The organism is Streptomyces sp. NPDC017225, assembly GCF_044331465.1.
GTDB lineage: Bacteria > Actinomycetota > Actinomycetes > Streptomycetales > Streptomycetaceae > Streptomyces.
Genome location: NZ_JBIRNE010000003.1, coordinates 366,145 through 385,820, shown reverse-complemented (window position 1 = coordinate 385,820; position 19,676 = coordinate 366,145). Strand labels below are relative to the sequence as shown.

20 protein-coding genes and 3 pseudogenes are annotated in these 19,676 nt (G+C 72.6%); 11 read left to right on the top strand and 12 right to left on the bottom strand.

Annotated features, from left to right (window positions below; genetic code table 11):
• Positions 1–10 precede the first annotated feature (10 nt).
• Complete coding sequence (locus ACH4NX_RS08985; RefSeq protein WP_398127816.1) at positions 11–673, top strand: response regulator; 663 nt, start codon at positions 11–13, stop codon at positions 671–673.
• A 180-nt stretch (positions 674–853) separates the two neighbouring features.
• A complete protein-coding gene (locus ACH4NX_RS08980) occupies positions 854–1,861 on the top strand; it encodes a type II CAAX prenyl endopeptidase Rce1 family protein (protein ID WP_398127781.1) in 1,008 nt (335 codons plus the stop codon).
• On the opposite strand, the gene ACH4NX_RS08975 is transcribed toward ACH4NX_RS08980, so the two are convergent.
• Entirely contained in the window at positions 1,856–2,119 is a 264-nt protein-coding gene (locus tag ACH4NX_RS08975; RefSeq protein ID WP_351388530.1) for a DUF6243 family protein, read from the bottom strand. The genes ACH4NX_RS08980 and ACH4NX_RS08975 overlap by 6 nt on opposite strands.
• A 99-nt stretch (positions 2,120–2,218) precedes the next feature.
• On the opposite strand from ACH4NX_RS08975, the gene ACH4NX_RS08970 reads away from it, so the two are divergent.
• Entirely contained in the window at positions 2,219–2,869 is a 651-nt protein-coding gene (locus ACH4NX_RS08970) for a TetR/AcrR family transcriptional regulator (protein ID WP_351388532.1), read from the top strand.
• A 112-nt stretch (positions 2,870–2,981) separates the two neighbouring features.
• Positions 2,982–3,713, top strand: coding sequence for a bifunctional DNA primase/polymerase (locus ACH4NX_RS08965; protein ID WP_351388535.1), 732 nt, complete (start codon positions 2,982–2,984; stop codon positions 3,711–3,713).
• 52 nt (positions 3,714–3,765) lie between these two features.
• Here the strand turns inward: ACH4NX_RS08965 and ACH4NX_RS08960 are convergent, their stop codons facing one another.
• The 3 genes and pseudogenes from ACH4NX_RS08960 to ACH4NX_RS08950 form a co-directional block, all read right to left on the bottom strand.
• Positions 3,766–4,779 carry a hypothetical protein gene (locus tag ACH4NX_RS08960; protein ID WP_351388537.1) on the bottom strand — a complete coding sequence of 338 codons (1,014 nt, stop codon included), beginning with the start codon at positions 4,777–4,779 and terminating at the stop codon, positions 3,766–3,768.
• Positions 4,754–4,876: pseudogene (locus tag ACH4NX_RS08955) on the bottom strand (iron transporter); the annotation flags it as partial. The gene ACH4NX_RS08960 and the pseudogene ACH4NX_RS08955, both read right to left, overlap by 26 nt.
• 3 nt (positions 4,877–4,879) lie before the next feature.
• Entirely contained in the window at positions 4,880–5,719 is an 840-nt protein-coding gene (locus tag ACH4NX_RS08950) for a heme ABC transporter ATP-binding protein (protein WP_398127815.1), read from the bottom strand.
• A gap of 175 nt (positions 5,720–5,894) precedes the next feature.
• On the opposite strand from ACH4NX_RS08950, the gene ACH4NX_RS08945 reads away from it, so the two are divergent.
• Positions 5,895–7,052, top strand: a complete 1,158-nt coding sequence (locus ACH4NX_RS08945; protein WP_398127780.1) for an RNA-guided endonuclease InsQ/TnpB family protein — start codon at positions 5,895–5,897, stop codon at positions 7,050–7,052.
• A gap of 94 nt (positions 7,053–7,146) precedes the next feature.
• Here the strand turns inward: ACH4NX_RS08945 and ACH4NX_RS08940 are convergent.
• Together ACH4NX_RS08940 and ACH4NX_RS08935 are read right to left on the bottom strand one after the other, a co-directional pair.
• A pseudogene (locus tag ACH4NX_RS08940) lies at positions 7,147–8,249 on the bottom strand (FecCD family ABC transporter permease).
• Positions 8,246–8,398 (bottom strand): annotated as a pseudogene (locus tag ACH4NX_RS08935) (ABC transporter substrate-binding protein); the annotation flags it as partial. The pseudogenes ACH4NX_RS08935 and ACH4NX_RS08940, both read right to left, overlap by 4 nt.
• Here ACH4NX_RS08935 and ACH4NX_RS08930 point away from each other — a divergent pair.
• Positions 8,397–8,540 (top strand): hypothetical protein, encoded by a 144-nt coding sequence (locus tag ACH4NX_RS08930; protein WP_351388542.1) that lies wholly within the window; start codon positions 8,397–8,399, stop codon positions 8,538–8,540. The pseudogene ACH4NX_RS08935 and the gene ACH4NX_RS08930 overlap by 2 nt on opposite strands.
• A gap of 115 nt (positions 8,541–8,655) precedes the next feature.
• The gene (locus tag ACH4NX_RS08925; RefSeq protein ID WP_398127779.1) at positions 8,656–9,300 is read left to right on the top strand and encodes a PhzF family phenazine biosynthesis protein; all 645 of its coding nucleotides are present in this window, start codon (positions 8,656–8,658) and stop codon (positions 9,298–9,300) included.
• A gap of 77 nt (positions 9,301–9,377) precedes the next feature.
• On the opposite strand, the gene ACH4NX_RS08920 is transcribed toward ACH4NX_RS08925, so the two are convergent.
• Both ACH4NX_RS08920 and map read right to left on the bottom strand, forming a co-directional pair.
• A complete protein-coding gene (locus ACH4NX_RS08920; protein ID WP_351388546.1) occupies positions 9,378–10,025 on the bottom strand; it encodes a biliverdin-producing heme oxygenase in 648 nt (215 codons plus the stop codon).
• A gap of 155 nt (positions 10,026–10,180) precedes the next feature.
• On the bottom strand, positions 10,181–11,038 hold the full coding sequence (gene map, locus ACH4NX_RS08915) for a type I methionyl aminopeptidase (protein WP_351388549.1): 858 nt from the start codon (positions 11,036–11,038) through the stop codon (positions 10,181–10,183).
• Between the two features lie 66 nt (positions 11,039–11,104).
• Here map and ACH4NX_RS08910 point away from each other — a divergent pair, with 66 nt between their 5' ends.
• Positions 11,105–11,347, top strand: coding sequence for a hypothetical protein (locus ACH4NX_RS08910; RefSeq protein WP_351388550.1), 243 nt, complete (start codon positions 11,105–11,107; stop codon positions 11,345–11,347).
• 78 nt (positions 11,348–11,425) lie between these two features.
• Here the strand turns inward: ACH4NX_RS08910 and ACH4NX_RS08905 are convergent, their stop codons facing one another.
• On the bottom strand, positions 11,426–12,028 hold the full coding sequence (locus tag ACH4NX_RS08905) for a hypothetical protein (RefSeq protein WP_351388553.1): 603 nt from the start codon (positions 12,026–12,028) through the stop codon (positions 11,426–11,428).
• A gap of 190 nt (positions 12,029–12,218) precedes the next feature.
• Between ACH4NX_RS08905 and npdG the strand changes: the two genes are divergently transcribed.
• Both npdG and ACH4NX_RS08895 read left to right on the top strand, forming a co-directional pair.
• Positions 12,219–12,926, top strand: coding sequence for an NADPH-dependent F420 reductase (npdG, locus tag ACH4NX_RS08900; RefSeq protein ID WP_351388556.1), 708 nt, complete (start codon positions 12,219–12,221; stop codon positions 12,924–12,926).
• Between the two features lie 94 nt (positions 12,927–13,020).
• On the top strand, positions 13,021–13,212 hold the full coding sequence (locus tag ACH4NX_RS08895; RefSeq protein ID WP_351388558.1) for a hypothetical protein: 192 nt from the start codon (positions 13,021–13,023) through the stop codon (positions 13,210–13,212).
• Positions 13,213–13,218: 6 nt separating this feature from the next.
• Here the strand turns inward: ACH4NX_RS08895 and ACH4NX_RS08890 are convergent, their stop codons facing one another.
• The gene (locus tag ACH4NX_RS08890) at positions 13,219–14,016 is read right to left on the bottom strand and encodes a site-2 protease family protein (protein ID WP_351388561.1); all 798 of its coding nucleotides are present in this window, start codon (positions 14,014–14,016) and stop codon (positions 13,219–13,221) included.
• Positions 14,017–14,377: 361 nt separating this feature from the next.
• Here ACH4NX_RS08890 and ACH4NX_RS08885 point away from each other — a divergent pair, with 361 nt between their 5' ends.
• Positions 14,378–17,725, top strand: coding sequence for an AfsR/SARP family transcriptional regulator (locus ACH4NX_RS08885; RefSeq protein WP_398127778.1), 3,348 nt, complete (start codon positions 14,378–14,380; stop codon positions 17,723–17,725).
• 31 nt (positions 17,726–17,756) lie between these two features.
• Here ACH4NX_RS08885 and ACH4NX_RS08880 read toward each other — a convergent pair whose 3' ends face one another.
• On the bottom strand, positions 17,757–18,611 hold the full coding sequence (locus ACH4NX_RS08880; protein ID WP_398127777.1) for an ABC transporter permease: 855 nt from the start codon (positions 18,609–18,611) through the stop codon (positions 17,757–17,759).
• Entirely contained in the window at positions 18,608–19,633 is a 1,026-nt protein-coding gene (locus tag ACH4NX_RS08875) for an ATP-binding cassette domain-containing protein (protein WP_351388570.1), read from the bottom strand. Before ACH4NX_RS08875 ends, ACH4NX_RS08880 begins: the two co-directional genes overlap by 4 nt.
• Positions 19,634–19,676 lie beyond the last annotated feature (43 nt).

Below are 19,676 nucleotides of genomic sequence, written 5' to 3'. Positions count from 1 at the left end.
GAGCCGCGCCCTGCGGATCGTGATCGCCGAGGACGACCCGTTGCTGCGCGAGGGGCTCGCCCTGTTGCTGCGCGCGGAGGGCCTGGACGTGGTGGCCACCGCGGACACCGGCGAGTCGGTGCTCGACGCCATCGACGAGCACGAGCCCGACGTGGCCATCCTGGACGTACGTATGCCGCCCACCCACACCGACGAGGGCGTCCGCGCGGCCGTCGAGGCCCGGCGCCGCCGCCCCGAGTTGGCCGTCCTGGTGCTGTCCGCGTACGTCGAGCAGTCCTTCGCCACCGACCTGCTGACCGGCGGGGTGGGCGGCATCGGCTACCTGCTCAAGGAACGCGTCGGGCGGGTCGAGGAGTTCATGCGGGCGCTGCGCAGGGTCGCGGCCGGGGGCACCGCCATCGACCCCGAGGTCGTCGCCCAGTTGTTCACCTGGACCCGCCAGGACACCCGCCTGGAGCGTCTGAGCCGCCGTGAGCGCGAGGTGCTCGCCCTGATGGCCGAGGGCCTGGGCAACAGCGCGATCGCCGGACGGCTCGTCGTCACCGACGGAGCGGTCCACAAGCACATCCGCAGCATCTTCGCCAAGCTCGACCTGTCCCCGGCCGACCAGGTCGACCGGCGCGTGGCGGCCGTCCTGCACTACCTGGAGAACGCGCGGGCGCAGCCCCGCTGACCGGTACCGACCCGCACCGACCCGCCCTCAACCCGCACCGACCCGCGGAGTACAGCCTGCTGTACTCCGGGTCGGGGCGTGCGCGGCAATGTTTCCCGGGGGTGCGACTGGTGTGCTGAACACGATGGTTCAGCACACCGGTTCAGCACATCGGTTCAGCCACCCCGAAAGGACATCGCGGTGAGCACGCACGCACAGGCCGGCTCCGGCTCCGGCTCCGGCACCGGAGACGCTCCGGAGCCGCGCATCGCCCCCACGCACCGGGAGAGCCGGGGAACCGGCCCCGACGACAGCCCCGACGACAGCCCGGACGGCGGGTCGCGCGGTCTGCGGGGCAGCCTCCGCCGACACCCGCTGACCTGGTTCTTCGCCCTGGCCTTCGGGCTGAGCTGGGTGGCGTGGACCCCGTACGTCCTCGGCGGGAACGGCCTGGGCGTCCTGGGCTTCACCTTCCCGGGCGGCCTGGCCGGCGGTCAGCTGCTGGGCATGCTGCCCGGTGCCTACCTCGGCCCCATCCTGTCGGCGCTGCTGGTCACCGCGGCGACCGAGGGCCGGCCGGGGTTGCGGGCCTGGGCGGGGCGGTTGACGAAGTGGCGCGTCGGCTGGCGGTGGTACGTCGGGGTGATCGTCGCGGTGCCCGCGGTGCTGACCGTGACCGCGACGGTGGTCGGCGGCGACTCACCGGTCGTGCCCGGTGCGGTGGCGCTGGCCGGGTTCGTGCCCGGCCTGATCATGCAGATGGTGACGACCGGTCTCGCCGAGGAGCCCGGCTGGCGCGACTTCGCCATGCCGATCATCCAGCGCCGATCGGGCGCCCTGCTCGGCTCCCTGGTCGTCGGCCTGCTGTGGGGCCTGTGGCACCTGCCGCTGTTCCTGACCGAGTGGGCCGAGTACCCGGACGTGGCCTGGTGGGAGCCGGTGGAGTTCGTCGCCACGACGATCGCCTTCAGCCTGGTGATGACCTGGGTGTTCAACCGCACCGGTCAGAGCTTGCCGGTGACGATGCTGCTGCACGTGGGGGTCAACAACTTCAACTCCGTCCTCTGGTCGGACATGTTCCCGGAGTTGGGCCGCGAGCACGCCGCCCACACCTTCCTGGTCAGCTCCGTCGTCGTGGCGGCGGTCCTGCTGATCGCGACGAGGGGCCGGCTCGGTTACGAGCCGGCCCCCGACACGGTGCCCTCATGACGCCTCGCCGGCGGTGCCTGCTCCCCGCCGGTCCTGCTGCTCCTTCCGGTCCTGCCGGCCGGGTTGGTCGCGCTGGTCCTGCCGGTCCTGCTCCTGCTGTCGTGCCTGGAGCTTTCGCAGCAGTTCCCGCTTCTGGGCCTGCGGGTCCAGTCCGCCGCCGATCCGTCCGTTCCGGTCGCCGCCGCGCAGGGCGTTGCGGCTGAGCGTCCGGCGTGTGCCGCCGACACCCAGCATGTTTCCGGCTCCACCTCGGGCCATGGGCTTCTCCTCTCGATACGAGACGTTGCGTCTCGCTCTTTCTCTCGACTTTACTGTCCGGCGAGACGCACCGTCTTGTCAACCTGATAAATTCGAGCCATGGCCGCCCAGAAATCAGCCCACGTCCCGACACCCGCCCCCGACCGGCAGCATCCCGACGCCACCCGTCGCAATCAGCGGTCCCGCCGGGCCATCTACAGCGCGGCCCTCGCGCTCGTCGCGGAGGTCGGTTACCCGAGGACCACCATCGAGGGCATCGCCACCCGCGCCGGCGTCGGCAAACAGACCATCTACCGCTGGTGGTCCTCGAAGGCCGACGTCCTGCTGGAGGCCTTCCTCGACCTTGGTGAGCAGGCCGTGCAGACCGCCGGGGAGCGGAGCCACGGCATCCCGGACACCGGCGACCTCGCCGCCGACCTCAAGGCCGTGCTGCGCTCCACCGTCGACGAGCTGGGCGACCCGAGGTTCGAGGCCCCCTACCGCGCCCTCGCCGCGGAGGGCGTGGTCAACGAGCAGCTCGGCAGGGAGTTCGTGACCGGGCTCCTGGAGCCGTCGCTCCAGCTCTTCGCCGACCGGCTGCGGGCGGAACAGGACACGGGCGCGGTCCGTCCGGAGATCGACCCGCGCATCGGCCTCGAACTCTTCGTCTCGCCGCTCGCCCAGCGCTGGCTGCAGCGCACGGGGCCGATCTCCCACGAGTACACCGACACGCTCGTCGACTACGCGCTCCACGGTCTCGCCCCGCGGTGACCGGGAAGGGCCAGGACTGACCAGGGAAGTTTGTCCCTTCCCGACCCCGAAGCGCGGAATGGTGCGACCATAGGGCATGCTGGTGCGCACGACGGCGAGGCGAAGGGGATAGATGAGCGCGGAGTTCGGCGGTCGGAGCGGTCTGCAGGGCAAACTCTCCCAGTGGCTGCGCGGACGCCGCCCCAAGGAGGCCGCCGGTGACGGTGGCCGGGAGGATCTGCTGCTCGCCGCCGCCGGTGTGGGACTGCCCCTGGCGCCCGCCGCGCACCCGGCCGGATACCGCTGCTCCTGCGACCGCGTCGGCTGTCCCACCCCCGCCCGGCACCCGGTGTCGTTCGCCTGGCAGACGCAGTCCACCACCGACCGCGCGCAGATCGAGCGCTGGGCCCGCCACCAGCCCGAGGCCAACTTCATCACCGCGACCGGCATGGTGCACGACGTCCTCGACGTCCCCCTCCAGGCCGGTCGCGAGGCGCTTCAGCGCCTGCTCGACGCCGGTATCGAGGTCGGCCCGGTCGCCGAGAGCGACGACGGCCGCATGCTCCTGTTCACCCTCACCCGCGGCACCCCCGCGCAGGAGGACGAGTGGTGGCCCTGCGAGCTGGACTGCCACCCCGAGACGATGGACGAGCATCCCGGCCTGCGCTGGCACTGCCGAGGCTCCTACGTCCTCGTACCGCCAGCCCGCCTGCCCGGTGAGGACCGGGCGGTGCGCTGGGTGCGAGGCCCCGAGCACCCGCTGCCGGACCCGCTGACCCTGCTGGAGACCCTCACCGACGCGTGCGCCCGGCACGCCGGCGAGGAGAGCGACCACGCGGGCACGGCCTGGCCCCTGCGCCGCTGAGCGCACCCGGCCCGGCCCCCGCGCCGCTGAGCGCGCCCGGCGTCACCGGCGGCTACTCGCCCTTCGCCGACGTCAGCCCCTGGACCCGCCCCAGGACCGAGACCTGACCGTCCCCGGAACCGCCCCCCGAGCCGCCCGCCGGGTCGAGGGCGACCTCGTTGGAGACGAACTCCATCGTCAGGGACTGCTTGATCTCGCCGTCCGTCAGCGCCAGCACGTCCTTGTTCGGCGTGGGCACGGACGCACCCTGCGCGGCGGTCTGCTTCTCGTAGTGCCGCGTGCTGAAGAACACCAGCGCGCCGCCGTCCCGCGTGCGCAGCGCCAGCGGCGCGTAGTCGCCGTTCGTCAGCGGCTCGTCGATGTACTGGGTGACCAGGCCGGGGCGGATCGACCGCTTCTCTCGCAGCTCCCGCCAGGAACTGGTGTGGGCACCGTCCGCGAAGGTCTCGCCGCCGTCCTTCAGGTACGTCGTGTAGCCCTTGCTCAGGTCGGCGGGAGGAACGGCCAGGTCGGTCGAGTTCGCGGGGACGGCCTCGGCCCAGCCGTCCCGGTCCGTCCGGAACTCGGGCATCTTGTCGGGGGCGACCAGCGTCAGGTACGCCGCCTGCCAGGTCTCCTCCAGGCCGTCGCGGGTGAAGACCAGCAGCCAGCGCGCGTCGCCGCCCTTGTTGCCCTTGGCGTCCGCGACGAACCAGCGAGGCCAGCCCGCCTTCTTCGGAATGGTGAACTCCGCGTCCGTCAGCTCCAGCGGCGTGTGCGACGCGTTGCCGTCCGGGTTGTTGGCCAGGCCCGCCTTCAGCCGCGCCGAGTCGATGGCGGCGAGCGCGCCGGTGGTGTGCTCGGCGTCCAGGGAGGCGTCGAAGGCCTTGTCGGCCGCGTTGTACGCGGAGGTGAACTCCTGGAGCGCCTTGGCGGCCTCGGCCCGGGTGGTCGCCGGGAGCACCTCGCGTTCGCCGTGCACCACGACGCAGCCGCTCGCCGTGACCGACAAAGTGGTCACCGAGGCGGATATGAGCGCGCACGTGCCAAGCCTGCGGGGCCTACGAGGGCCGCGATCCCTGCTCATCAGGTTCCTTCACCTTCCCCTTCCCGGAGGCGAACCCTACCGGGGCGAGGTGGCGACCGGACGCCGGGACCGGGTACAGCGGCCACACCGTGACCTCCCGTCACGGCGCACGGTGAGGGACGACCAGCACCGCCCCCGTGCGCGGGTGCGGCAGTACCTCCACCGACTGGTCGTAGACCTCGGAGAGCAGCCCCTCGGAGAGGACCTCCGCCGGCGGCCCGTCGGCCGCGACCCGGCCGGCGCGCAGGATCGCGACCCGGTCCGCGTACGCCGCCGCCAGCGAGAGGTCGTGCAGTACGACGACCACCGCGTCCCCGGCCCGCGCCCGCTCCCGGCACAGCCGCAGTACCAGTTCCTGGTGGCGCAGATCCAGTGCCGCGGTCGGTTCGTCGAGCAGCAGCAGGGGAGTTCGCTGCGCGAGCACGCGGGCGAGCGCGACCCGGGCCCGTTCGCCGCCGCTGAGCGCGGAGAACGGCCGCCCGGCGAAGCCCGCCACCTCCGTGCGCGCCATCGCCTCGACCACCGCCGCGTCGTCCTCGTCCTCCAGCCCGGTCCCCGCCCAGGGCGCCCGGCCCATCCGGACCACCTCCTCGACCGGGAACGGGAAGGACAGCGACGCCGACTGCGGCAGCACGGCCCGGCGCAGCGCGAGTTCGGGCGCGGACCACTCGGCCACCGGGCGGCCGTGGACGCGTACGGCCCCCTCGGTGGCCGGGACGTCGGCGGCCAGGACGCCCAACAGGGTGGACTTGCCCGCGCCGTTGGGACCGACCAGGGCGAGCACCTCACCCGCGCGGGCGGTGACGCCCACGCCGTCCAGGACCGGCCGCCCGCCGAGGCGGACGCGCAGGCCGTCGGCCTCGGCGAGGACGTCGCCGGGCGCGGCCGGGGACGGCGGCACCGGGCGGGGCGGCACCAGCCGCGCCAGTTTCCCCCGCAGCTTCACCTGTCTCCTTCGAGGATGCCCCGTCCTTTAGGGCGGGGAGGAATCGAAGCTCCTGCGGAGCAGGGCAAGGAGCGGCGATCCGCCGCCAGGGCGGATCGCCGTTGACCTCGGACTGCCGCAGAGGCCCACGAGTTGAATCGTCGATCAAGGCGTTACTAGTGTCACTTGCGTGAAGATAACTGTGCAGGTGAAGTTGTTGCCTGCGTCCGCGCATGACGCGGGCGCACTGGCGGCGACCCTGCGTGCCTGCAACCGGGCCGCGAACGCGGCCTCGCAGGTGGCGTTCGCGAAGGACCTCAAACGCCGGAACGTGCTGCAAGAGGCCGTGTACCACCGGATCAAGGCTGACTTCGATCTCGGGGCACAGGCCGCTGTGCGCACGGTAAAGAAGGTGTGCGACGCCTACGCCACGTTCAAGGCGAACCTTCGGGCCGGGAACTACGGCCCCGAGGGCTCGAAGCGACGGATCAAGGCCGAGTCGAAGCCCATCCGCTTCCGTGAGACGTCGGCGCAACCGTTCGATGACCGGATGCTGACCTGGAACCTGGGCACCAAGACGGTGTCGGTCTGGACGGTGGCCGGTCGGCTCAAGGGCATCCCGTTCGACTGCTCCCCGGAGGCGATGCGGCTCCTCGCGCAGCGCAAGGGCGAGTCCGACCTGGTGATGCGGGACGGCATGTTCTTCCTCATCGCCACCATTGACATCCCCGAACCCGAGGTTTCTGAGCCTGACGGCTTCCTCGGGGTGGACCTCGGGATCATGAACATCGCCACCACCTCGGACGGCCAGACCATGTCCAGCCGTCAGGTGAACCGGTACCGGCAGCGTAAGCGCGACCTGCGCGGCAAGCTCCAGAAGAAGCGCACCAAAAGCGCGGCTCGTGTCCTCAAGCGCCAGCGGCGCAAGGAAGCCCGGTACGCCACCCAGCGCAACCACATCATCGCCAAGAAGCTCGTGCACACTGCTGAACGCACCTCGCGGGGTATCGGTCTGGAAGACCTGACCGGTATTCGGCAGAGGGTTACGGCCAGGAAAGACCAGCGGGCACGACTGCACTCCTGGGCCTTCGCCCAGCTCGGCGCCTTTGTCGAGTACAAGGCCAAGCGGGCGGGTGTTGCTGTGGTCCATGTGGACCCGCGCAACACCTCCCGCCAGTGCTCCGAGTGTTGGCACACCCACCGCTCGAACAGAGTGGATCAAGCACGGTTCGCCTGCCGGTCCTGCGGGATCGTCCTGCACGCGGACCATAACGGCTCCCGCAACATCGCCCACCGGGCCGATGCTGCGTGGCAGCGGGGCGCAGTCAACCGCCCCAGAACGCCATAGGCGTTCCGGACGCAGGGTTCCATAGGGGGACATCAGCACCACGTTCCTCTCTGCCTGCAAGCCTCCCCCTTCAGGGGGAGGCAGTTGACGCCTCTCATGCCCAACCCCCTTGCCTGCGCCGGGTACGACGCAGCAGCCAGAAGAAAAACGGGCTGCCCAGCAGCGCCGTCAGTACCCGAGCGGCAGCTCGGCGGGGTCCGCGACCGTACGGGCGGCCAGGTCGGCGGCGAGCAGCACGAGCGCGCCGAGCAGGGCGCTGCCCGGGATCAGGAAGCGGTGCCCGGGGCCCGCCACCATCCGCAGCAGATGCGGGACGACGAGTCCGACGAAGCCGATCACCCCGGCCACGCTCACGGCCGCCGCGGTCAGCAGCGCGATCACCAGGACCAGTACGATCCGCAGCCGTTCCACGTCCACACCCAGGTGCCGGGCCGGGCGTTCGCCGAGCGCGAGGAGGTCGAGCCGGCGGGCGTACAGCGGGGCCAGCCCGAGACCGGCCGCCGCGCACGGCAGTACCGCCAGCACCTTCGGCCAGGTCCCCTGGGCGAGCGAGCCCAGCTGCCAGAAGGTGATCTGGTTGACCGCCGCCGTGTCCGCGAAGAACAGGAACAGGCCGATCAACGCGCCCGCGAAGGCGTTCACCGCGATGCCCGTGAGGATCAGCGTGACGACCTCCGTACGGCCGCCCGAGCGGGACATCGCGTACACCACCAGGACGGTGACCAGGCCGGAGACGAACGCGAAGACGGACACCGTCCAGTTGCCGAGGAAGTTCAGGCCGAACGCGATGGCGGCGACCGCGCCGACCGCCGCGCCCGAGGAGACGCCGATGACCCCCGGCTCGGCGAGCGGGTTGCCGAACACGCCCTGCATCAGCGCGCCCGCGCAGCCCAGGGAGGCGCCGACGAGCAGCGCCAGCACGATCCTCGGGAACCGCACGTTCCACAGCACCGACTCGGCGACCCGGTCCAGTTCCGTACCGCCGAGCCCGGCCCGGTGCAGCAGCGAGCCGAGTACGTCGCCGACTTGGACCGGGTAGGCGCCGGTACCGGCCGGGACCGGGACGAGGACGAGGAGACCGGCGGCAAGGGATGCGGTCAGCAGCCAGGGGACGGCGCGTCGGCCGCGCGGCGGGGGCGTGGACGGGGGCGGCTCGGCGGGCGTCCGGGGGTGGGCCCGCTTGTCCAGTACGGTCATCGGTCGCCGCCTTCACTGCCGTCATTGCCTGCGCCGTTCTCGCCGTTCTCGGCGTACAGTTGGGCCACGACCGACTTCAGCACCTGGTCGGTGCGCGGGCCGTAGTTGAGGAGTACGCCGTCCTCGACCGAGACGATCCGGCGGTCCATGGGCGGCGCGCTCGGTGGCGGCAGCCTGGCCTCCACCGGCGCGGACCTCCCGGGCCCGGCCCTGGGCGCGGCGGCGGGCGCCGCGGTCGCGATCGGCGCGGGCGCGGTGTTCGCGGCACGCAAGCGGCGGACGCAGGAGTAGACGTACGTAGGCAGGCGTAGGCAGGCGGTGAGGGAAGGGACGGCCGGGCCGCTGGACCTAGCCGTCCGGGGCCGCCCCGGCCCGCCGTCGGAGTGACGCTTGATTGAATGCCCCGGTGACTGACTACGACGTACTGCGCGTCTTCTGCGCGCCGAACGGCGGATACGGCAACGAGCTCGGTGTCGTCCGGGACGGCTCCGTGCTGCCGGACCGGGCCGAGCGGCAGGAGCTCGCCGCGAGACTCGGCTTCAGCGAGACCGTGTTCGTCGACGACCCCGAGCGCGGCGTCGTCGACATCTACACGCCCACCCTGCGCCTGCCGTTCGCCGGCCACCCCTGCGTCGGCACGGCCTGGCTGCTCGACGTGCCCGAACTCGTCACCCCGGCGGGAGTGGTGGGCGCCCGGCAGGACGGGGAGTTCTGCTGGATCGAGGCGCGGGCGGAGTGGGTGCCCCCGCGCACCCTGCGCCAGTACGCCACCGTCGCCGAGGTGGACGACCTCGCCGTGCCGCCGAAGGGGGAGTGGGTCTACGCCTGGGCCTGGGACGACGAGCCGGCGGGCCGTGTCCGCGCCCGTGCCTTCCCGGGACGGGACGACGGCATCGACGAGGACGAGGCGACGGGCGCCGCCGCCCTCCTGCTCACCGACCGGCTGGGACGCGCCCTGAACATCACGCAGGGAACGGGCTCACAGATCCTGACCGCACCGCAGCCGCAGGGTTGGACGGAGATCGGCGGACGGGTGTACCTGGAACGCTGACGCCGACGCCGGCCCTGGGGAGTGAGCGCCGGGAGCGCGCCGGGAGCCGGCCGCGTTCCCGGCGCCTCCTCGTGGAGTCACGCCGAGAGCGGGAACTCCTCGCCCAGCCCCTGGAAGACCGCCGTGTTCAGTGCGAAGGCCCGCTTGCACTCGGCGACGACCCGCTGCTTGACCAGGTCGTCCGCGTGGATGCCGTCCAGCAGCTCGCGGTACTCGCGCTTGAACGCGGCCGGGTTGGCGATCTCCTCGAAGACGTAGAAGCGGACCCCGTCGCCCTTCTTGGCGAAGCCCCACGTCCGCTCCGCCTTGTCGCGGATGATCTGCCCGCCGGACAGGTCGCCGAGGTAGCGCGTGTAGTGATGGGCGACGTACCCGGCCGGCCACTGCTCGGCGCACTCGCGCACCCGGGCCGCGTACGCCTCGGTCGCGGGCAGGGCCGTCAGTCCCGTGCGCCACATGGGGCCGCGCAGGTGTGCCAGGTCCCGCTCCAGCGAGGCCAGCCGCATCAGCTCCGGCCGCACGAACGGCCCGGCCACCGGATCCGACGCCAGCCGGCCGGCACCGGCCTCCAGGGCCTCGTAGACGAACCACAGCTGCTCGGTGTAGCGCGCGTACGCGTCGACGCCGAGCCGGCCGCCGAGCAGGTCGCTCATGAAGGTGGAGGTCTCCGCCTCCACGTGCTGCTCGTGGGAGGCCGTGCGGATGAGGGTCGAGAAGGAGTCCATGGGGCCGATTTTCTATGGTTAGGCTTACCTAAGTCAATACTTTTCCGACGCCCTGTCGGTAAAAGCGTACCCGGACACGAGAAGGCCCGCCCTCCGAGGAGAGCGGGCCTTCGAATCCTGCCTGCGAACCTTTGGACCGGTACGGGCGGGCGGCGTTACGGCAGCGTCAGGATCTCCGCCCCCGAGTCCGTCACCACCAGCGTGTGCTCGAACTGGGCCGTCCGCTTCCGGTCCTTCGTCACGACCGTCCAGCCGTCGTCCCACATGTCGTACTCGTGCGTCCCGAGCGTCAGCATCGGCTCGATGGTGAAGGTCATCCCGGGCTGGATGACGGTCGTCGCGTGCGGGCTGTCGTAGTGCGGGACGATCAGTCCCGAGTGGAACGACGAGTTGATCCCGTGACCGGTGAAGTCCCGCACCACCCCGTACCCGAACCGCTTGGCGTACGACTCGATGACCCGGCCGATGATGTTGATCTGCCGGCCCGGCCTGACCGCCTTGATCGCGCGGGCCAGCGACTCGCGGGTGCGCTCGACCAGCAGCCGGCTCTCCTCGTCCACGTCACCGACCAGGTAGGTCGCGTTGTTGTCGCCGTGCACACCGCCGATGTACGCCGTCACGTCGAGGTTGACGATGTCACCGTCGCGCAGCACCGTGGAGTCGGGGATGCCATGGCAGATGACCTCGTTGACCGAGCTGCACAGGGACTTGGGGAAACCGCGGTAGCCGAGCGTCGAGGGGTAGGCGCCGTGGTCGCACATGTACGCGTGTGCCACCCGGTCCAGCTCGTCGGTCGTCACACCGGGCGCGATGATCTTCGCGGCCTCCTCCATCGCCCGCGCCGCGATCCGGCCGGCCACGCGCATCGCCTCGATCGTCTCGGGCGTCTGCACCTCCGGCCCGGTGTACGGCGTCGGCGCGGGTTTGCCGACGTACTCGGGCCGACGGATGTTTCCGGGTACGGAACGGGTGGGAGACAGCTCCCCTGGTACGAGCAGCGACTGGCCAGACATGTCAGCGAGTCTAACCAGCGGGCATACGAGAGCATGTCCCCGGCAGGTGGACGAAAGGAGCCGGTCATGGCCTTGTTCAAGAAGCGCACCGTCGGAAAACCGGGCGAGTGGTACTACTGCCTGGAGCACCGGAAGGTCGAGGAGGGCCCGGACTGTCCGGGAAAGAACCGCTTCGGGCCGTACGCGTCCCGCACGGAGGCCGAGCACGCGATGGAGACCGCCCGCGAGCGAAACCTCGAATGGGAGAACGACCCGAAGTGGCACGACTCGCACGACCCCTCCGCCACGGGGCGCGCGGACGAGACCTGACGGCCGGGGCGACGTGCGGACGAGGATGTGCGGCCGGGCGACGCGCGGTCGACGACTGACGGCCGGGGCGACGTCCGGTCACCAGCGGGGCGGTGGCGGGGCCGTCAGCTGGTCGGCCAGGCGGGAGAGACGGTCCCGGAAGCGGTGGCGGCCCCGGGACGGGGGCACCGCGTTCTCCCCGGCCGCCGCGCTCACCAGGTGCTGCACCGTGTCCAGGTCCAGCTCGGCGCCGTCCGGCACGGTCAGCGTCTCGTGCGCCATGGCCGTCAGCTCCCGCTCGCCCGTGCCGAGCGCCAGCACCGTCGCGCCGGCCCGGCGGGCGTCGTGCACCCGCTCCAGGAGCGGGGCGCCGGGATCGTCGGGCGTCACCACCAGCAGCGTCTCCCCGCGCCGGGCCGCCGCCAGCCGTCCCAGGCCCACCGCGAGATGCGCCGGGTCCGACGGGCGCGCGTCGTGCCGTACGAGCGTGGGGGCCAGCCCCGGAGTCCCCGACCAGGCGGCCTCGTCCACCAGGTGCGCCGCCAGATGCCAGGGCTCGTACCCGGCGGTGCCCACCAGCAGCAGCCCGCCCCCGTGCGGGACCACGGACCCCCGTAGCGCCCCCGCGAACCTCCGGGTGGCCCCCAGCCACTCGGTCCCGGCGAGTACTTCCCGCAACAGCGCGACCCGTACGGCGTCCATGGGCCGCATACTGCCGCAACCCGGTCCGCGCGGCCCGGGGTTCGCCCCGGATTCGCCCGACCGGGGACGGCTGGAGGACAGCCGGGCCGGGTGAGGACGGCCGGGGCCGGGTGAGGACGGCCCGGGAACGCACCGGCACCGGGTGAGACCTGGACCCGCCGGGCGGCCGGGGCGGACGTAGGGTCGGCCCATGACCTCTACCGACAGTGCTGCACAGAAGGCCCCCGCCAAGGACCCCTGGGACCTGCCCGACGTCTCCGGACTCGTCGTCGGCGTGCTCGGCGGCACCGGCCCGCAGGGCAAGGGCCTCGCCTACCGCCTCGCCAAGGCCGGCCAGAAGGTGATCGTCGGCTCGCGCGCCGCCGAGCGCGCCGAGGCCGCCGCCGAGGAGATCGGGCACGGCGTCGAGGGCGCCGACAACGCGGAGACCGCCCGCCGCAGCGACATCGTGATCGTCGCCGTGCCGTGGGACGGCCACGGCAAGACCCTCGAGTCCCTGCGCGAGGAACTGTCCGGCAAGCTCGTCGTCGACTGCGTCAACCCGCTCGGCTTCGACAAGAAGGGCGCCTACGCGCTCAAGCCCGAGGAGGGCAGCGCCGCCGAGCAGGCCGCCGCCCTGCTGCCGGACAGCCGGGTCGCCGCCGCCTTCCACCACCTGTCCGCCGTCCTCCTCCAGGACCCGGAGATCGACGAGATCGACACCGACGTCATGGTGCTGGGCGAGGAGCGGGCCGACGTGGAGATCGTGCAGGCCCTCGCCGGACGCATCGCTGGGATGCGCGGCGTCTTCGCGGGGCGGCTGCGCAACGCCCACCAGGTCGAGTCGCTCGTCGCCAACCTGATCTCCGTCAACCGCCGCTACAAGGCACACGCCGGGCTCCGCGTCACCGACGTGTGAGGCGATGGGGGACACTGGTGGGTGCCGGAACGGTACCCGTACCGCCCGTGTTCGCCGCAGTACCCGCACGTGTCCCCCGACAGGAGCCCGCACCATGCCCCGTCTCGCCCTCTACGCCCTGGCCGTCTGCGTACTCGCCGTGGCCGCCGCCGTCGTCTCCTTCGTGCGGGGCAGCGTGCTGATCGGCGTCGTGTGGGTGCTGCTGTCGGGGGTGTCGTCCAACATGTGCTGGTACTACGTCAAGCGCGGCCGGGACGCCCGCCGCGCCACGTCCGTCACGGGCTGAGGGGCGTCAGCCGACGACCGAGCACAGCTCGTCCGTCTGCCAGAAGCGGTACAGCTCGAAGCCGCAGTAGGTGTCGATCTCGCTGATCCCGAGGCCGCGCAGGATCGCGTCGACGGCGTCGAAGAAGACGCCGTTGAGCGCCGGGATCCACAGGAGCGCGAAGACGATCAGCAGTCCGAACGGCGCGAGCGGCTCCACCTGCCGCCGGACGTTGTACGACAGCCACGGCTCGATCACCCCGTAGCCGTCCAGGCCCGGCACCGGCAGGAAGTTCAGGATCGCGGCCGTGACCTGGAGCAGCGCCAGGAAAGCCAGCGCGATCCGGAAGTCGCGCGGCACGCCGTCCAGCGCGTCCAGCCAGAACGGGGCCGTGCACACCACGGCGAACAGGACGTTCGTCAGCGGGCCCGCGGCCGAGATCAGGCTGTGCCGCCAGCGGCCCCGGATCCGCCCGCGCTCGATGAAGACGGCCCCGCCCGGCAGACCGATACCGCCCATGATCACGAACAGCACCGGGAGCACGATGCTCAGCAGCGCGTGCGTGTACTTCACCGGGTTCAGCGTGAGATAGCCCTTCGCGCCGACCGAGATGTCGCCGCTGTGCAGCGCCGTGCGGGCGTGCGCGTACTCGTGCAGGCACAGCGACACGACCCACGCGGCCGTCACGAACAGGAACACGGCGACGCCCGGCTGCTCGGCGAACCCGGTCCAGGTGGCCCAGCCCGTGACCGCGGCGACGGCGACGATCCCGAGGAACACCGGACTGATCCGCCGGTCACTGGGGCGGGCGGTGGCGCTGGTCATGGGACTCCCTGGCTGTCGGACACACATGGGACCCGCGGGCCGGACCGGGACCGGACCGGGGCCCGACCGGGGCGAACCGGGATCGGACCGGGGTCGGTGGGACTGCCCGACCGTACCGGGCGCACCGGGAGAACGTCTCGCGGGCGGCGTGAGGTTCCGCGGCACGGGCGGAAAGGTCCGTGGGCGGGCGGGTGCGCGGCTCCGCGGGCGGGTGCGGGGCTCCGGAGAACCGGTGGGACCTACGGGCACGGTCCCGACGGCGCCCCGACGGCGGTGCGGGAGCGCCTCGGAGTCACGGCGCCACACGCCGCGCCGCCAAAACCCCGTGACCGGCTCCGACGGCACCGGGGACAATGGACCCGTGCGCTATCGCATCCTCGGCACCACGCAGGCAATCCGCCCCGACGGCACAGTCGTCCCGGTCGGCGGTGCGCGGCTGCGCGCGCTGCTGACCGTGCTCGCCCTCAGGCCCGGCCGCGCCGTGCCCACGGGGCTGCTGGTGGAGGAGGTGTGGGACGGCGACCCGCCCGCCGACGCGCCGGGCGCGTTGCAGGCACTGGTCGGTCGGCTGCGCCGGACGCTCGGCGCGGACGCGGTCGCCTCCGCCGACGGCGGCTACCGGCTCACCGCCGTCCCCGACGACATCGACCTGCACCTCTTCGACCGGCTGGTCGGCGAGGGCACCCGCGCCCTCGCCGACGGCGACCCCGCCAAGGCGGCCGTCGTGCTCGACGACGCACTCGCCCTGTGGCGCGGCCCCGCCCTCGCCGACCTGCCCGACCGCACCGCCGGGGCGGCCCGCTGGGAGACCCGGCGCCTGGACGCCCTGCGTGCCCGCCACACCGCCGCCCTGGACCTCGGGCAGGCCGAGCACTCCCTGCCCGAGCTGACCGCGCTGTGCGACGGACACCCCCTGGACGAGCCCCTCCAGGCCCTGCGGCTGCGCGCCCTGCGCGACACCGGCCGCACCGCCGAGGCGCTGGCCGCCTACGAGGCCGTACGCCGGCTGCTCGCGGACCGGCTCGGCACCGACCCCGGGCCCGAACTGCGGACGCTGCACGCGGCACTGCTCAATCCCCCGATACCCCCGACATCCCCGACTTCCTCGGCATCCGCGCCCCTCACGGCCCTCACGCCCTCCGCACCCCCGGACGCCCCTGCCGTGGCGCCCCGCCCCCGTGGCAACCTCCGCGCCCGGCTCACCTCCTTCGTCGGCCGGGACGCCGACCTGGACGCCCTGCGCGCCGACCTGGCCGCCACACGCCTGGTCACCCTCCTCGGACCCGGCGGCGCCGGCAAGACCCGGCTGTCGCAGGAGGCCGCCGAGGGCGCCGGGGACACGGCACGGGACGGCGTGTGGCTGGCCGAGCTCGCCCCCGTCGACGACCCCGGTGCCGTACCGGAGGCCGTGCTGACCGCCGTCGGCGCCCGCGAGACCGTGCTGTACGGCGCCGGCGCCGAGGAGATGCGGGCCGTCGCCGAGCGGCTGGCCACCGTCGACCGTCAGGACACCGCCGTCGAGCGTCTCGTCGAGCACTGCGGACGGCGCCGCATGCTGATCGTCCTCGACAACTGCGAGCACGTCGTCGACGCCGCCGCCCGCCTCACCGAGGAACTGCTCGCCCGCTGCCCGAACCTGACCGTCCTCGCCACCAGCCGCGAACCCCTCGGTGTACCGGGCGAGGTGCTGCGCCCGGTGGAGCCGCTGCCGGAGCCGGCCGCGCTGCGGCTGCTCGCGGACCGGGGTGCCGCCGCCCGCCCCGGTTTCCGCACCGACGCCGACGAGGAGACCGCGGCCGCCTGCGCGGAGATCTGCCGACGACTCGACGGGCTGCCGCTGGCCATCGAACTGGCCGCCGCCCGGCTGCGCGTGCTCACCCCGCGCCAGATCGCCGGCCGCCTCGACGACCGGTTCCGCCTGCTCACCTCCGGCAGCCGCACCGTCCTGCCCCGCCAGCAGACGCTGCGCGCGGTCGTCGACTGGTCCTGGGACCTGCTCGACGAGGACGAACGGGACGTACTGGGACGCCTGTCCGTCTTCGCGGGCGGCTGCGACCTCGCCGCCGCCGAGGCGGTGTGCGGGCCCGCCGCACTGGAGGCCCTCGGCTCCCTGGTCGACAAGTCCCTGGTGGTGGCCGCGCCGTCCGGAAGCGACGGCATGCGCTACCGGCTCCTGGAGACCGTGGCCGAGTACGCCGGCGAACGCCTCGACGAGGCCGGCGGACGCGCCGGGGCAGAGCGCGCGCACCTGATGCACTACCGTGAAGTCGCCCGCACCACCGACAGGTTGCTGCGCGGCACCGAGCAACTCACCGCCATCGGGCGACTGGAGCGCGAGTACGAGAACCTGCGCACCGCCCTGCGCCACGCCGTCGCCGCGCGCGACGAGCAGGAGGCGCTGAGCCTGTCGCTGTCGCTCGTCTGGTACTGGCAGATGCGAGACCTGCGGGTGGAGGCCCGGAACTGGCTCGGCGCGGTCATGACCCTCGGCCCCGACCCCTTCACCGAACCGGTCCGCCGCGCGGAGCCGGTGTGGGAGCGGTGCACGGCGGCCCCGCCGCCGATGACCGGCGAGGTCCTCGCCGAGGCCCGGCGTGGCGTGCACCTGGCCCACCTCGCCTGCATGGACACGGAGCTGGACAAGTGGCAGACCCCGTCCGCCCAGCGGAAACTGCGGGCCATCGCCGACACCTACGAGCCCGGCATGCCGCAGACCTGCGCCAGCCCCGGCCTGCTCTGGTTCTTCGCGGTGATGCTCACCGGCGACGTCGAGCGGCTGCGCGAGATCATGGACGCCGCCGTGCGCACCTGCCGAAAGACGCCGGGATACGAGTGGGAGCTGGCCGGCAGTCTGCAGATGCGCGCCAACGCGCTCGCCAACCGCACCGACTGGGCGGGCGACGCGGCCCGCGACGCCGACGAGGCGCTGGAGATCTACCGCCGCCTCGGTGACGCCTGGGGCACCGCCGAGGCCCTCTCCGCCCGCGCGGAGGCCCGGGAACGCAAGGGCGAGTACCTGCTCGCCGCCGCCGACTACCGGGCCGCCGCGGAACACGCCGAACGGCTCGGCGCACATGCCCAGGTGGACGTCCTCGGCGCCCGCCTCGGCAGCGTGCTGCTGGAGGCGGGCGACACCGAGGAGGGCGAGCGCCTCCTGCGCGACGTGATCGACCGGTCGGCGGGGAGGGGCCACAACGCCGCGATGCCCGCCGCCCGGCTGTTCCTCGCCGGGTGGCTCGGCATGACCGACCGGACCGCCGAGGCCGGCGAGCAGTTGAGGCTGCTGCGCGAGGAGTTCTCCATCGCGCACTTCGTCGTCTTCGACGCCTTCATCCTCGCCGCCGAGGCCTGGATCGCGACGCTGGAGGAACGGCACGAGGAGTCCCTGGCCAGGATCCGGGAGTCGCTGGCACGGGCCGGTGACCCGCTGTCCGAGGCCGTGGCCCCGCACATGCGGTCCGCGTACCTGACCATCGCCGCGATGGCGCTGGCCCGGGTGGACGGCGGGCGCCGGGCCACGGACGCCGCACGGTGCCTCGGCGCCGCCGACGCGATGCTGCCGCCCCACCACATCGCGACGGGCCTGGAACGGGACGCGGAGATCCGGGCCGTCGAGCGGGTCCGCGCGGCGCTCGGCACCGAGGCGTACGACGCTGCGTACGCCGAGGGCGCCGGTCTCTCCGCGGAGGAGGCCGTCGCCCTCGTCTGACGCGTACGTGGCTCAGCCGACGCGGGCGTGATCAGCTCTTCGTACGGAACTTGTGGATGGCGACCGGCGCCATCACCGCCGTCAGGGCCGCCGACCAGGCCAGCGTCACCCACAGGTCGTGGGTGACGGGGCCGCCCACCATCAGCCCGCGCGCGGTGTCCGCGAGGGCGGAGAGAGGGTTGTAGTCGGTGAACGACCGCAGCCAGCCCGGCATCGAGTCGGTCGGCGCGAAGATCGACGAGCCGAACTGGAGCGGCATCAGCACCAGGAAGCCCATCGCCTGCACGGACTGGGCGTTCTTCATGATCACGCCGAGGGTGATGAACACCCACATCAGCGCCGAACCGAACACCGCGGACAGCCCGATCGCAGCCAGCAGGCCGGCCCAGTTGGTGATGTCGAAGCCGACGAGCAGGGCGACGACCATCAGCACCACGGTCGCGAACAGCATCCGCAGCAGCTCGACGGCGATCTTGGCGAACAGCACCGAGCCGCGCCCGATCGGCAGGGACCGGAAGCGGTCCATGACACCGGAGTTGAAGTCCTGGTTGAAGCCGGTGCCGACCCCCTGGGCCATGTTCATGCCCATCATGGCCATCAGGCCGGGGATGACGTACTGCACGTAAGCCTGCTGCCCGCCGCCCAGCGACTGCCCGATGGAGCCACCGAAGACGTACACGAACAGGAGTGTGAAGACGATCGGGAACAGGACGGCGTCGAACATCGACTCCGGGTCCTGCCGGATCCACAGCAGGTTGCGGCGGACCAGCGCGCTCGTGTGCCGCAGATGCCCGCGCACCGAGATCCGGGCGTCGGCGGACAGCGGCACGGGCACCGGAGCGGGAGCGGCGGAGGCCGGGGTCTCGGTGGTGGTGGTGGCGCTCATACGGCGACCTCCTCGCGGGCGTCGGCGGGCGCGGGATCCTGCGGGGCACTGGCGCGGTGGCCGGTGAGAGACAGGAAGACCTCGTCCAGGCTGGGCAGTTCGGTGGTGATGGAGGCGATCGTGATGCCGCGCGCGGTGACCGCGCCGACCACGGCGGTCAGCTGCTCGTCACTGAGGATCGGCACCAGGACGGCACCGTGCCGCGCGTCCACGGTCGCGCCGGCGAGCCCGGTGATGCCCAGCTCGTCCAGGGAGGCGGCGAGCGGGCGCAGTTGCAGCGGGTCGGCCGGCCGGACGCGCAGGGTGCGCCCGCCGACCTTGGCCTTCAGCGCCTCGATGCCGCCGTTGGCGATGACCTTGCCGCGGTCGACGACGGTCAGCTCGGAGGCGAGCTGCTCGGCCTCCTCCATGTACTGGGTGGTGAGCAGCACGGTGACGCCGTCGCCGACCATGCGCTTGACCTCCTCCCACACCTCGTTGCGGGTGCGCGGGTCCAGGCCCGTGGTGGGCTCGTCGAGGAAGAGGACGGCCGGGCGGCCGATCATGGAGGCCGCCAGGTCCAGCCGCCGCCGCATGCCGCCCGAGTAGGTGGCCGCGGGCCGCTTGCCGGCCTCGGTGAGCGAGAACCGCTCCAGCAGCTCGTCGGCCCGTGCGCGCGAGTCCTTGCGGGACAGGTCGAGCAGCCTGCCGATCAGGTAGAGGTTCTCCCAGCCGGGGAGCTTCTCGTCCACGGACGCGTACTGCCCGGTGAGTCCTATCACCCGCCGCAGCTGCCGCGGCTGTCGTACGACGTCGTAGCCGGCGACGTGCGCCTGGCCGGCGTCGGGCGTGATCAGGGTGGACAGGATGCGGACGAGGGTGGTCTTGCCGGCCCCGTTCGGCCCGAGCACACCCATCACGGTGCCCTCGCGCACATCCAGGTCGACGCCGTCCAGCGCCTTGGTCTCGCCGTAGTGCTTGACCAGCCCCCGCACGGTGACCGCGCTGCCCGCGGCCGGGGGGTTGCCGTCGATTCGCTTCATGCCGACGACGTTGTCAGCCCCCGCCGACAAACGACCGACATGC